This window comes from Pelagibius sp. Alg239-R121 (assembly GCF_947331435.1).
In the GTDB taxonomy this organism is placed as follows: domain Bacteria; phylum Pseudomonadota; class Alphaproteobacteria; order Kiloniellales; family Kiloniellaceae; genus Denitrobaculum.
Genome location: NZ_CAMZOF010000005.1, coordinates 411,526 through 424,525, shown reverse-complemented (window position 1 = coordinate 424,525; position 13,000 = coordinate 411,526). Strand labels below are relative to the sequence as shown.

The following is a 13,000-nucleotide window of genomic DNA, read 5'->3' as shown; positions in this document are numbered from 1 at the left end:
ATGAGACTGAACGAACGCATTCTGGATTCTGATCAATTCAAGCGACGTAGGGCTACTGAAGACACCAAACGCAAAATCGCGAGTTGGGAGATTTGGGAATGTGCCGATCCCGCATTCAGCTATGACTATGACCGTACCGTTACGATGTATGTTCGCGAAGGTGTGGCCGTTCTGACCTTTTCGAATGGTGCCTCCGTAGATCTGCAACCCGGCGATACGCTGACTGTTCATAGCGGAGCCAGCGCAGATTGGGTCATCTCGGAACCCATTCGCAATAGCTACATGTATCACGACACATTCGCATCCGCGTCGAACCGCGGGACTCAAGTGAAGTGGCAGAACCAGTAACCAAATGAAGACTGCGCGCATGCATGCGCAATGGGAAGACGTCAAAAATGGAACCGTCTATTCTCGAGAACTTTGTTGAACGCGCCTGCTCCGCGGCAGCTTGTGAAAACCCCACAGCGGCCCTTCGGAGCCTGCTGGAGGAAAGTATCTCGGACAAAACAGCAATGGCCGAAGCAATTGCCAGGCAACCTGACGACGAGGTCCTGATCTTCGAAAACGAGACCTGTTCCATCTGGACATGCCGCTACCATTCTGATGTCGTGCTGCCTCCCCACGAGCACCTCATGACCGTGCATATTGCTGTGTACCGGGGAAATGAAGTTGAAATCCTATACCACCGCGACGCAGACCGCCTGCGCCATGCCAAGAACCGAGTGGTGTTGGAAGGAGAGGTCGTGAGCCTCGGGCCTGATGCCGTCCATGCAGTGACGGCAGAAGGCGACATGCCAAGCTATGCCATTCATATCTACGAAGGCGCGACCACGCAGGTGACACGCTCATTGTTTGACTGGACCAGCGGTGGCGAGATCGAATTCACAATGGCGAACTTCCACGCGATGCTCCGGAAACCTACAGACGTGGAAGAGCTTCAGTAGCAATTTGTCAAAAGCTGCACGAAGTTGTAACGGATGAACTCCCTGCAGACGATCAGGTCAGTTGATGCCGACGTGCTGTATATAAAGATGCGCAGATAGCTGCCACTGGAGTCTGGACAGCGAATTGGCGCTTTATCCGCAGTGTAGCCGGTCGTGCAAGTTGCAGCGAACGCGCACTTTCCGCCCGTTTCGTTCGGTTTAATACACTGCGGTTAACGTCGCAGAAGGACTCGAAGCAGTCACTAGCCCCCCATTGCCAACAGTGTTAAACCGCGGCACAACAGCCGGCCTCAAGGAAGCTCAGGTAGAAATTCCAGGATAACTTGTCTTTGGCACGAACCTGCATCAGACTCCTGATACAGATTCCGAAGAACCATTAATTACGCTCGTTGCGATTAGATCTTTTGTCTGTCGGAAACAATTTTGAAGGCGCCGCACCGTGCCAGCTTCCTCCAAGCGGCCAAGCAATGCCGCCCTGCATTTAAGTGTCACCCACGACCCGGGCAAATCGGAACTGTTTGGTTTGCTCATTTGCCTGGTGATTTGCCTCATTTTCGGCAGCTTCTTTGTTTACGAACTCATTCAGGATAACTACGGCCCCTACGACGACCCGAGCGAGGACGTCATCCCCCTTGCCGGCTTTTCCCTGGGGGCGTTGTTCTTTGCCGGTTGGAGCCTGCGGGTTTTCCTGGGTCGGCTGAAAAAGAAACGTATCTACCGTCTTGAGGAAGACGAAATCCTTTGCCTGGACGGGAGGGGCTTGCTCTGGCGCGAACCGAAAGAAAACTATCGCCAGGTTCGATGGCACGAGGAGACAAGGTCCTATCTCACAAAGTACGGCAGGAAATATTACACGGTACAGGTCATCACCCTCGATCATGTCGAACCGAGCCGCAGTTTCGAAATATTCGCCCATCAGGATTCACCGCAGTTGCAGGATGATTGTACGCGTTGGGCAGAGGCTTTGGGTTTGCCGGTCGTCCGGACGGAAGCGGGCCAGAGTGTCGAACGCGCCGCAGAGGAACTTCACAAGCCACTCACCGCGCTGGCGCGCGAAGGGAGGCTTCCGGCCGGTTTCGACGTTACGGAACCGCCGCCTCCTGGCGCGAAATGGGGTGAAGCCTCCGGTTTGCTCTGGGTGAAGCTTCGCCCCACGTTGGTTTTCGCCGTCGTCCTGGCACCACTCTTTGTCTTGGTCGGGACCAGCTCGGTCATTGAAGCCGGACAGTTCGTCGAAGAAGGAATGACATCGCTGATTTTCTCTCTTTCTCTCGCGCTGTTTTTGATCCTGGTTACAATGGGAGCACGTCAGACGCTTCGCATTACCCGCGCAGAAATTGTCATCGAGTATCGCCTTTTCGGTTTGAAGTTCTGGCAGCAGCGCCTGCCCTGCAACGCAGTGACGCGGATTACACGAAGCGATGTGCCTCTGTCGGATGGAGTCCTTGTCGAGGCTGACCAGAAGCGCCTCTACGTCCTGTTTTTAAACCGGAAAACAGCGCTCTGGCTGATAATCTTTTTGCAGGCTGCGATCGTCAAAACGGAAACCGGCTGACCATGGCTTCCCACAACGCCCACGTCATTCGCCTTACCGTCCTTGTGGCTCTGCTTCTCAGCCCACGGGTTCATGCCGATGCGCCGCCGAGGGCACCCGCCGACAAATCTCTGTGCGCGCCGAGCGGAATATTCTGCGCCCAGATGGACGTTGATCCCGCTGAAACCCGTATCGTCACCGGCCACCGGATTCTCTGGCGCATGCCGGGCTGGTACCGGGACGCCCACCTCGCCGACGACGGCGAACACTTCGTAGTCGGTTACCACGGGCGGAACCTGCTTCAGCAGGACTACAAGCCCGAAACCGTGATGATTACCTTTTGGCGGCGGGACGAAATTATCCGGCGCGTTACGCTGTCGGAGATTATTGAAGACGAATCCAACCTCAAGCCAACGGTCTCTCACTTCCTTTGGGGGCATAGCGTCGGCTTCGACTGTCAGGGACGCTTTGTCATCCACACCGTCGAAAACCGGCGCATCGCCTTTGATGCCGAAACCGGTGTCGCGATCGAGGTCCGGCAGGAAACTTACCCTGGGAACTGAACGCGCAGAGGAACTGAACGAGCAGTAGTTGCCCCGCCGAAGAAGCAACAACCCGCCTCCCCCTTGCCTACCCCTTATGCCAGGGACCGTGGTGCGCCCCTTCTTCACCGATACGTTCGAAGCTATGCGCACCGAAAAAGTCCCGCTGCGCCTGGATCATGTTGGCGGTCGAGCGGCTCGTGCGCATCATATCGAAGTAGGCGAGCCCCGATGACAAGGCAGGGGCCGGTAATCCCGCAAGCGCCGAGGCCGCAACGACCTCACGCAACGCCAGCTCGCTTCCCTTTAGACGCGCGGCAAAGAAATCCGAGAACATTAGATTGAGGGTCGGGTTTTTCGTCAGGGCCTCGGCCATGTCGTTGAGCATGCTTGAGCGGATAATACAGCCGGCCCGCCAGACCCGCGCGACTTCCGGCAGAGGAAGCGACCAGCCGTAGGCATCCGAGGCCGAAGCCAACAGCCCGAAGCCCTGGGCGTAGCAAACGATCTTCCCGGCGATCAGCGCGTTCTCCAAAGCATCGATGGTGAGCGCGTCCGGCGCGAGGGCGCGCGGGGCGGCACCGAAGATGGCTTCGCCGGCCTTCCGCTCCCCTAGCCTTGAAGAGAGATTGCGCGCGGCGACCGCCGCTTCGATCACCGTCGCGGGCGAAGCCAGATGCAGCGCCTCGATCGCCGTCCAGCGTCCGGTGCCCTTCTGGCCGGCACGGTCCAGTATCACGTCCAGCATAGGTTTTTCGCTTTGCGCGTCCCGGCAGCTTGAGACCTCGGCAGAGATTTCGATCAGGTAGGATTTCAGCGGACCTTTGTTCCAGCGGGCGAAGACCTCTCCGATTGCCGCCGCCGTCATGCCGAAGCCGTCGCGTAGGATGCCGTAGACCTCGGCGATCATCTGCATGTCGGCATATTCGATGCCGTTGTGGACCGACTTCACGAAGTGACCGGCACCACCTTCACCCATCCATTGGGCACAGGCCTGGCCGTCATGTTTCGCGGCGATCGCCCCCAAAATGTGCGACACGCGGTCCCAGGCTGGACGGGGGCCACCGCCCATGATGGAGGGGCCGTGGCGTGCACCTTCCTCACCACCGGAGACGCCGATCCCCAGGTAGGGTACGCCCGTCGCCTTGGCCTCGGCGGTCCGCCGGTTGGTGTCGTGGAAATTCGCATTGCCCGCGTCGATGATCAAGTCGTCGGGATCCAGCAGCTCCCGCAGAACCGCAATCTGCTGGTCCAAAATCTCCCCTGCCGGCAGCATCAAAATGATGGAGCGGGGGGGTTTTAGGGCTGAAACGAGGTCTTCCAGGACGTCACAAGGCACGATTTGCTGCGCCAACCCGCCCGATTGCGCATGAAACCTGCGCGTTGTCTCCACTGTGCGGTTGAAAACAGCAATCTTGAAGCCCTTTTCCGCGATATTAAGGGCAAGATTGGCCCCCATTGTCCCCAATCCGAGCAAGCCTATTACGGCGCTTTCCTTGTCGCTACTAGCCATTTTACCCCTTGAAATTCCCAACTGACGGAAGGCCGGTTGCCCCCCGACAACCTAATCAGGCAAGTACATCACGTCCATCGAAACAGACGCCGGAAGGCTCGATTGGGTCGGGCCCCAAAAAGGATCAGCGCTCGAAAGGGGTCGGCTCGACAAAGGGGAAGCGTGACAGGCCCTTGGTTTCCACCGCGCCGGAGTTTCGCACATAGCGGTGCTCGTCTCCGATCCGGCTTTGGTGCGCCCAGTTGGGCTCGCCGCCGGTCGCAGCCTGAATGAACATGCGCTCTTTCTGGCTCTGAATGCAAAGCGCGTAGATCTCATCGGGGTTCCAGCCCTCAAGCAGATCAGCGAGAAGCTGCTGCTCGAGTTCCAAAGTATCGGGGTTGCCGGCCAGATTGGTGAGTTCCAGGGGATCCCGGTCCAGATCGAACAGCATGCCGGGATGTCCGTGGGTATAGACATACTTGTAGTTATCACGGCGCAGCATCCGGCAGGGCGCGATCACACCTTCACCGGTGTATTCCGAAATAACCACGTTGTCCCACCGTGGGTCGTCACCCGTCATCAGGCGCATCAGAGAATGGCCGTCCAGAGGCGAGACCGGCTCCGGCGCGTTTCCTTCGGTCGCCACATCCATAAAGGTCGGCAAGAGATCGACCAGCGACACCAACTCGGAGACGCGGCCGGACCCAAGTGCGTTCGGAAGGGATTTCGGTGCGGAAATTATCAAGGGGACACGTGTCGAGGATTCAAAAAAACTCTGCTTGAACCACATGCCGCGCTCGCCAAGCATCTCCCCGTGGTCTGATGTAAACACGACCATCGTATTCTCATCCAGGCCGGTTTCGCGCAGAACCCCCATGATACGTCCGACTTTATCGTCGAGGTAGCTGCACATGCCGTAGTAGGCATGGCGCGCATTGCGCACGTGTTCTTCCTCGATGGTCAGTCGATCCTGCGCATGGGCGTAGTGAAGCCAGCGCGAGAAGGTGTCCAATTCCTCGACGGGAATGGGTGGAACCTTCGGCATGTCGATGGCGTCGTGATCGTAGAGATCCCAGTATTTCTGAGGCGTGATAAAGGGCGAATGCGGGTGGGTGAAGGACACCCAGTGCAGGAAAGGTTTATCGCTATTGAAGCGGGCCAGATCGTAGAGTTTTTGTATGCCGGCATGCTCGACTTCATCGTCGTAGTCGATCTGGAGACTGCGAGTACAGACCCCTGCCTCGACCACGGCGCGTGGAGAGATTCCGGTCGGGCGATAGCGTTCGCCCACGATCCAGTCAGGTGTCCAGGCGAAGTTGGAAGGGTAGACATCGGTGGTGATGCGTTCGTCGAAACCATGCACCTGGTCGGGCCCGATAAAGTGCATCTTGCCGCAAAGCACGGTGTGATATCCGGCATTACGCAGATAGTGCGCCAGGGTCGGCACCGAAGCCGGCATCTCGATAGCATTATCCCAGGCACCGATGGCATTTGCCAGTCGGCCTGCCATCATCGAGACACGTGACGGCACGCAGAGCGGAAAATTGCAATAGGCGTTTTCGAACACGACGCCGGTCTCTGCGAGCGCGTCCAGATGAGGCGTCTTGACCAGTGGATGTCCATAGGCCGACATCGCCATGGGGGTCATTTGATCGACTTGGATGACCAGGATGTTCGGGGTTTTCATCGGCGTCCTCTTGTCATTCGCCTTCAACAAATTACCAGCGGTTCATGTTCGTGGCCGCACTATGGAGAAAAAGGGGCCGGCATAAAGCCGGCCCCTCCGGGAGGCACAGGCCGCAAGTCACTTAATTGTCAAACCAAGACGTTCGGTGACCTCGCGGAAAGTCTCATACTGCGCCTTTACGAATTCGTGGGTATCGGTCGGGTTCATGATCGTCGGCACGGAACCGAGGCCCGCAGTCATCTTGTTCCAGGCTTTGTCTTCTCCGAGCCCCTGCAGCACGCCCGTCCACTTGGTGACGACGTCATCAGACAGATCCTTCGGTCCCCATAGGCCGCTCCAGCCAACAATGACCCCCAGACCCGGATGTCCCAACTCGCTAACGGTGGGCACATCCTTAATCGAGGCCACGCGTTTGTCGGTGGTCACTGCCAGGGCCCGAAGCTTGCCGGATTGGATATTACCGATAACACCGGACAGATTCTGGAAGAGCAGGTCGACATGGCCACCCACAACGGCAGCTGCCGCCTTCCCGCCGCCCTTGAAGGGAATATGCTTCAGCGACGAAGCCTCAACACCCAGATCGTCCTGCAGAACCACCATGGCAAGATGCAACAGCGTGCCGACACCAGCAGAAGCATAGCTTAACTTTTCGCCGCCTTTGATCGCAGCCTTAAGTTCATCGAAGGTCTGGTAGGGAGAATCCGCGTTGATGGTCAGCACGAAAGGGTTCTGTTCCAGCATGCCCAGAAAGGTGAAGTCGTCCCATTTGTAGGGGATCTTGCGATTGATCGCCGGCACCGCCGCTTGTGAACCGACGCGGGCAAGTAACAGCGTGTAGCCATCAGGACGTGATTTCGCGACAAAGGTCGAACCGGTGACACCGGCGGCTCCCGTGCGGTTCACGACGAGGATGCCGTTACCCAGCAGTCCTGGCGCAGTGGCCGAGAGTGTCCGCGCCGCGAGATCCGCTGCGCCGCCTGGCCCGTAGGGCGACACAAGCGTGACGGGTTTGGTGGGATATTCCGCTTGTGCGGCGGTGGTTAGGACAGTCGAAGCGGCAAACGCAGCCCCGGCAAATGTTTTCAAAAGACGGTTCATTCATACCTCCCAAAAGAACGTTTCCCCATTGCAGTGCCCCTGATCGTTATCAGCGACCCGTCCGAGCGGTCTCGATCGTTAATCGACACCTTTTCGGCACGGAGCCCTGGGGTCGCAACAGCCTTGCTTACCCGGCACATTAGCCGAAAACCTCAAGGTTTCTGCGCTTCTTGCGCTTTTTTCGTTGACTTATGAGAATTATTCAATCATATTTGCTTACAGTATGCAATTAAATAATGAACACAGGGAACACTGCCGTGTCGATCGTCGCTTTGGACTTCTCCCGCCAGGACGTTAAGCTGATCAACCGCCGACTGGTGTTATCCGAGATCATTCTGAACGGACCGCTGGCGCGCACCGAGATCTCGCAGCGCACAGGCCTGACCAACGCTTCGGTCTCGCGCATTTCACGGGAATTCATCGAGGCGGGTCTGGTAACCGAAGGTGAATCCCTCCCCGCCCCCAACCGGCCGGGGCGCCGCTTCGTAACCTTGGATGTAAACCCCAAGGGCGGATATGTCCTGGGCATCAGCATCAATGCTTTTCAGCAAACGATCACGCTCGCCGACGTTAAGAACCGTGCGGTTGCCCGGCGCGAACTGAGCCTAGCGGATTTCGCTGACCCGAATGACGTTCTTGCGCGCGTCGCAGAGGCTGCTCTGGATATCATCAGAGAGGCAGAGGTTCCAAAAGGCAGGATCTTCGGCGGCAGTATCGCCGTAGCCGGCGCCGTCAATCCGGACGCTGGAACCGTCCTCCACGCTTCGTCGATGGGTTGGAAAAACGTCGAAATCGGAAGTTTCCTGTCGCAGGCCCTCGAAATGCCGATCCATGTCGAGAGCATCCCCAACGCAGTGAACCTGGCGGAGACCCGTTTCGGCATCGGTCGCGGACATCACAGTGTCGTTCTCTTTAATGCCTCGCTCGGGATCGGCGGCAGCCTGTTGCTCGACAACCGCCTGCTGCGCGGCAAGGATTTTTCGGCTGGACTTGTCTACGACGTGGGACTGTGGCGCGACGCCAAAGGCCAGCGGCTGACCGTGAACGAAGTCGCCGGCGGCTGGGGTGTGCTGCGTCATATGGACGTCGGACGCCGCCCCTCGCCAGACGCACCGCTGCCCTCCGCCGCCAGCCTGATCGAGGCCATGGACGCTGCAAATGGTGGGAATGATTCCGCCCGAACAGCGCTGACCAAGGCTGGACAATCGCTCGCCGACCTGGTCGAGACAGTAACGGAAATTCTTCATCCCGAGATGGTCATTGTCTCGGGCCCGCTGGTCAACAGCCCACAATACGTCGAAGGCCTGCGTGCCGCGATTGACGGCATTTGGCCACGCGACTCGGAATTGGACCGGCTGCGCATCAGCGCCATGACCAGTCAGGCTGCGGCCCGTTGGCTCGCCATCAACGAGTTTCTTCTCTGCCGCGATATTGACCTTTCGCAATTGGACAGGACCCAAGTGGCATGATCAGCAATGCAAACCGTGAAATCGGACTGGGAGCCGCCATCGTCGCGCTGGCAATGCTGGGGCTGTTCGTCGCAATCCCCCTCGGCGTCGACGCTCCGGAAAACATCGAAGTCAGGCCCCTGGCACCCGACTTCTGGCCCTTCATCGTTCTGGTCTTTGCAGGGCTCGCCGGCGCCGTTGTCGTTCTGGAAGGCCTGTCGGATCGCAGACGGCAGACAGCCACCTCGCCGGTCATTGCGTCGAAGGACACAACGCCTGAAACCGAAGTTGTCGAACAAGACCGCCCTCCGGCAGAGGCCGCAGTTCGGGTCGTCGCGGCATTAGGGGCTATTTTTGCTCTCTACTTTGCCCTTCCCTACACTGGCATTGTCCTTGGAACCATGCTTCTGCTTCTGTTCATGATGCGCTTCACCGGCGAACGCCGCTGGCGCTACATCCTGCCGATCGCAATCCTGCTGCCAACATTGCTTTACGTCTTCTTCGTTTACGTCGCCAACGTGCCGATGCCGCTCGGCCTGTTCGAACAACTCCGTTGAGGCCGGGAGAACCGCCATGATCGAAAATCTGACCGAAGCCTTTTTCCTGTTCCTCAGCTTCGAAAACATCCTTGTCATTTTCATCGGTGTGCTGATCGGCACCATAATAGGCGCCATTCCCGGCATGACCACACCAATGGGGGTGGCCCTGGCACTGCCCTTTACCTTCACCATGCACCCGGTGACCGGCATCCTACTTCTGCTCGGCGTATACAAAGGCGGACTCTACGGCGGGTCCATCACCGCAATCCTGTTGAAAGCGCCGGGAACGCCGGCTGCATCCTGCACCGTGCTCGACGGCTTTCCGATGGCCCAACGCGGCGAGGCGCGGCGGGCACTTGACATGGCCCTTTACGCTTCCTGTTTCGCCGACTTCGTATCGAATCTGTCGCTCATACTACTGACCGGGTTTCTCGCGAGCTTTGCGCTGCGCTTCGGCCCGCCCGAATTCTTCACCCTGATCGTTTTCTCCCTGACCATTATATCCGGCGTCTCCGGGGACCGGCTTTCGAAGGGGATCGTCTCCGCTTGCCTTGGTCTGCTTCTGGCAACGATCGGACTGGACATCATTTACGGAACCGAGCGCTTTATCTTCGGCGAGTACGAGCTGATGTCCGGGCTCAATTTCATTCCGGTTCTAATCGGCCTCTTTGCATTGCCGGAGATCATCAACCACTATGCCAAGAAAAACGACGGCCACGTTTCGGTCGGCGCTCTGGGCAAAGTCGGTGCGACCTTCGCCGAGTTCCGCAGCTGCTTCAAATCGATCCTGCGCGGCAGCCTGATCGGCGTCGTACTCGGCGCCATCCCCGGCATCGGCGGTGCGCCCTCCGCCTTCCTGTCCTACAGCGAGGCGCGGCGGACATCGAAGAACAAAGAGAACTTCGGTAAGGGTGAGATCGAAGGGGTTGCCGCCGCCGAAGCCGGCAACAACGGGGTGGCCGGAGCGACCATGATCCCGTTGCTGGCATTGGGTGTGCCCGGCGATGTCATTACCGCGGTCATCCTCGGCGCCTTCATGATTCACGGCCTGAAACCCGGCCCCGTAATGTTCGAACAAAACCTGACGATGATCTACGCCATCTTTATCGGCATCATGCTCAGTTCAGCTTACCTCTTCGTCATCGGCAAATGCTCCATCCGCACCATCAGCCGCATATCAGACGTACCCAACAACCTGCTCTACCCAATCGTGCTGGTGCTCTGCATTTTCGGCGCCTATGCCGTCAACAACAGCCTGTTCGACATCCTTGTCATGTCCTGCATGGGGATCGTCGGGTTTACCATGCTGCGCCTGGAGGTCCCAGCCGCCCCCTTCCTGATCGCCTTTATCCTGGGTCCGTTGCTGGAGGATAATTTCCGCCAGTCATTGCTGCTCTCAGACGGCAGCTACGGTATCTTCTTCCACAACGCCATCTGCTGGGTGTTCTGGGCCCTCACGGCCCTCTCGATCTTCTTGGTCGTGCGTAGCCATATTCGGGACTCCCGGGCGAAAGCAAAGGCAAGCACAACCGCGGAAGCCGCCCGCACATGAACGGCCAGCAAAACACCGGTTCTGACCAGGGTCTGGGTAGCCTGCTCTTCTCCTTCGCCGTGATAACCGACACCCACCTTAATCAGGGAGAGGACGAGTGCAACTCGCCCTTTGAGGTTAACCGCTTGGCAAACCGGCGCATGCGTCATGTCGTGCGTGACCTCAACCAACGCGACCTGGCCTTCGTCATCAACGTCGGTGATCTGATCCATCCGGTGCCTGCGATTCCCGAACTCTACGAACAGGCAGCGGCACGCTTCCACGAACAGGTCGCCGACCTTCAGCACCAACTCCATCTGGTTCCCGGCAACCACGACATCGGCGACAAACCCAACGACTGGGCGCCCGCCGCCCAGATCTGCGATGCCTATGTCGCCCTCTGGGAAAAGCACTTTGGCGCGCATTACCATGCCTTCGATCATGGTGACTGCCACTTCGTCATCATCAACGCACAGATCATCAATTCAGGCCTCGCCTGCGAAGAGGAACAACGGCTGTGGCTGGAAAATGACCTGAAGGCCAATAGCGGCAAGCGTATCTTTCTCAATAGTCACTATCCGCCCTATTTCACGCGGCCCGATGAAGAGGAAAACTACGATAATATCGGCGAGCCCGGCCGCAGTTGGATGCTGAACCTGCTGAAGCAATACGACATCGAGGCGCTCTTCATCGGACATGTTCATAACTTCTGGTACAACCGTTACGCCAACACCGATTGCTACCTGCTGCCCTCCACCGCCTTTGTGCGACAGGACTACAGCGAGATGTTCCGGATCAAGCCGGGCCCTGACGACCAGGCCGGGCGCAATGACAAAGCCAAACTGGGCTATTTCGTCGTCCGGGTTTACGAAGGCGGCCATCTCTGCGACGTCATCCGGACCTACGGAAAAACCCTCGATCCCGGCACGCCCGAGCGCGCGGCGGTTCAAGGGGTAATGCCGGTTCATCCGCGCCTAAATCCTCACGCAGGCTTCGGCTTCGACATGCGCCAGAACTGGATGGAGATCGTTGAGATTCCTCCGACTGGCGGACTGGACGAATTCGACCGCAAGGAAGTGCGCAACGACTATCCGCTCATGGCACTCTGGGAGATGGGCGTTCGCAAACTCCGCGTCCCCCTGCGCGATCTTATGGTCACCGACGCCTGCGAACGCATGCGCATGCTGCGGGGCCAGGGTCACGAATTCACTCTGTTTTCCTTCGGTGTACCGAACACGCACACGACGAAGTTGATCCTCGACAACCAGGACATTTTTTCGGCCTGGGAAATCGGCGTGAATTGGGAGGTCTTTGAACGCATTGCCAGTGACATCGGCCAGATAGCGCGCCAAGCCGATCTACCGGTTTACCTGTCAAGACTGCGATCGATCGACGAGCTTCGCGAAGAAGCGGGACGCTATTACCACGTGATCAACCAGGGTTTCCTCGCTGAAGATTACGAACAAATGGAAGCCATTCTGGACCGCGAAGACATGACGGGCGCGTTGGACGGCTTCGTCTTCCGGCTCACTGCAAACCGCAGACCCTGGGAAGCGATTCAGGAAGCAGGTGCACTTGCGGCCGGATTGGGTGTCAAGGCCTCGGTACACCTTCGAATGTGTGGAGCGGATCCCGCCGAAGCCACTCAAGACGATGTCTGGGCAGGCAATCGCATCGCCGAAGCCCTCTTCGCATCCGTCGCACAGGATAACGTCTCCGTCTACGCCGATACCTTCATCGACAATGACAGAGGATACTTCGTCCGCAACGGTGTGCTCGACCGTCTGAACAACCCGCGGAAGGCTTTTCACATCGTGCGGCACCTGAACGCGGCTCTGAGCCAGGATCCGGGTCCTTTCACCGCCGGTTCCTGCAGTATTGTCGACGGCGGACGGGTTATGTCGATCAAGGGAATGCGATTTACGTTCTTACTTGCGGTCGCAGAAGCTTCCCGCTCGGAGATCAGGATCCCACTCCCCTCTTCCAGCAGAGTGCATTCGGTCGACCTGGGAACCGGAATCATACATCCCGTAAGTTACCCGTCTGAAGCCGGAGAAACTCTTATGCGGGTTCGCGACGACTTACCCATCCTGCTGCAAATCTAGCAGGAACCTTCCGCAATCCTTTGCCGTGCAATCAGTCTATCGACAGGTGGCCGCAGATTCATTTAACAAATTTGTTG

11 protein-coding genes are annotated in these 13,000 nt (G+C 58.1%); 8 read left to right on the top strand and 3 right to left on the bottom strand.

Translation table 11 applies throughout. The annotated features are described in order from the left end of the window. From QMZ18_RS18340 to QMZ18_RS18325, 4 genes are all read left to right on the top strand, one after another. Positions 1–348 carry a cupin domain-containing protein gene (locus QMZ18_RS18340; RefSeq protein WP_282607780.1) on the top strand — a complete coding sequence of 116 codons (348 nt, stop codon included), beginning with the start codon at positions 1–3 and terminating at the stop codon, positions 346–348. A 47-nt stretch (positions 349–395) separates the two neighbouring features. Further along, positions 396–944: a hypothetical protein gene (locus QMZ18_RS18335; RefSeq protein WP_282607779.1), complete on the top strand. Its 549-nt coding sequence runs from the start codon at positions 396–398 to the stop codon at positions 942–944. A gap of 439 nt (positions 945–1,383) precedes the next feature. Further along, positions 1,384–2,499 (top strand): hypothetical protein, encoded by a 1,116-nt coding sequence (locus tag QMZ18_RS18330; protein WP_282607778.1) that lies wholly within the window; start codon positions 1,384–1,386, stop codon positions 2,497–2,499. Between the two features lie 2 nt (positions 2,500–2,501). Then, positions 2,502–3,041, top strand: a complete 540-nt coding sequence (locus QMZ18_RS18325) for a hypothetical protein (protein WP_282607777.1) — start codon at positions 2,502–2,504, stop codon at positions 3,039–3,041. Positions 3,042–3,108: 67 nt separating this feature from the next. On the opposite strand, the gene gndA is transcribed toward QMZ18_RS18325, so the two are convergent. The 3 genes from gndA to QMZ18_RS18310 form a co-directional block, all read right to left on the bottom strand. Continuing rightward, entirely contained in the window at positions 3,109–4,533 is a 1,425-nt protein-coding gene (gndA, locus tag QMZ18_RS18320) for an NADP-dependent phosphogluconate dehydrogenase (protein WP_282607776.1), read from the bottom strand. 124 nt (positions 4,534–4,657) lie between these two features. Continuing rightward, entirely contained in the window at positions 4,658–6,202 is a 1,545-nt protein-coding gene (gene betC, locus QMZ18_RS18315) for a choline-sulfatase (RefSeq protein WP_282607775.1), read from the bottom strand. Between the two features lie 117 nt (positions 6,203–6,319). Continuing rightward, on the bottom strand, positions 6,320–7,300 hold the full coding sequence (locus QMZ18_RS18310) for a tripartite tricarboxylate transporter substrate binding protein (RefSeq protein ID WP_282607774.1): 981 nt from the start codon (positions 7,298–7,300) through the stop codon (positions 6,320–6,322). Between the two features lie 257 nt (positions 7,301–7,557). On the opposite strand from QMZ18_RS18310, the gene QMZ18_RS18305 reads away from it, so the two are divergent. Genes QMZ18_RS18305 through QMZ18_RS18290 form a run of 4 tightly spaced genes read left to right on the top strand, consistent with a single transcriptional unit; the run spans position 7,558 to position 12,923 of the window. Then, positions 7,558–8,769 carry an ROK family transcriptional regulator gene (locus QMZ18_RS18305; RefSeq protein ID WP_282607773.1) on the top strand — a complete coding sequence of 404 codons (1,212 nt, stop codon included), beginning with the start codon at positions 7,558–7,560 and terminating at the stop codon, positions 8,767–8,769. Beyond that, positions 8,766–9,305, top strand: coding sequence for a tripartite tricarboxylate transporter TctB family protein (locus QMZ18_RS18300; protein ID WP_282607772.1), 540 nt, complete (start codon positions 8,766–8,768; stop codon positions 9,303–9,305). The genes QMZ18_RS18305 and QMZ18_RS18300 overlap by 4 nt, the downstream gene beginning before the upstream one ends. A gap of 16 nt (positions 9,306–9,321) precedes the next feature. Then, positions 9,322–10,839 carry a tripartite tricarboxylate transporter permease gene (locus QMZ18_RS18295; protein WP_282607771.1) on the top strand — a complete coding sequence of 506 codons (1,518 nt, stop codon included), beginning with the start codon at positions 9,322–9,324 and terminating at the stop codon, positions 10,837–10,839. Then, positions 10,836–12,923: a metallophosphoesterase gene (locus QMZ18_RS18290; RefSeq protein WP_282607770.1), complete on the top strand. Its 2,088-nt coding sequence runs from the start codon at positions 10,836–10,838 to the stop codon at positions 12,921–12,923. The genes QMZ18_RS18295 and QMZ18_RS18290 overlap by 4 nt, the downstream gene beginning before the upstream one ends. The last annotated feature ends 77 nt before the right edge of the window (positions 12,924–13,000 follow it).

Bases quoted from the DNA above. Each gene is read 5' to 3' on its own strand.
- QMZ18_RS18340 (WP_282607780.1), top strand. From the start codon at position 1: ATGAGACTGAACGAACGCATTCTGGATTCTGATCAATTCAAGCGACGT.
- QMZ18_RS18335 (WP_282607779.1), top strand. From the start codon at position 396: ATGGAACCGTCTATTCTCGAGAACTTTGTTGAACGCGCCTGCTCCGCG.
- QMZ18_RS18325 (WP_282607777.1), top strand. From the start codon at position 2,502: ATGGCTTCCCACAACGCCCACGTCATTCGCCTTACCGTCCTTGTGGCT.
- gndA (WP_282607776.1), bottom strand. From the start codon at position 4,533: ATGGCTAGTAGCGACAAGGAAAGCGCCGTAATAGGCTTGCTCGGATTG.
- betC (WP_282607775.1), bottom strand. From the start codon at position 6,202: ATGAAAACCCCGAACATCCTGGTCATCCAAGTCGATCAAATGACCCCC.
- QMZ18_RS18310 (WP_282607774.1), bottom strand. From the start codon at position 7,300: ATGAACCGTCTTTTGAAAACATTTGCCGGGGCTGCGTTTGCCGCTTCG.
- QMZ18_RS18300 (WP_282607772.1), top strand. From the start codon at position 8,766: ATGATCAGCAATGCAAACCGTGAAATCGGACTGGGAGCCGCCATCGTC.
- QMZ18_RS18295 (WP_282607771.1), top strand. From the start codon at position 9,322: ATGATCGAAAATCTGACCGAAGCCTTTTTCCTGTTCCTCAGCTTCGAA.
- QMZ18_RS18290 (WP_282607770.1), top strand. From the start codon at position 10,836: ATGAACGGCCAGCAAAACACCGGTTCTGACCAGGGTCTGGGTAGCCTG.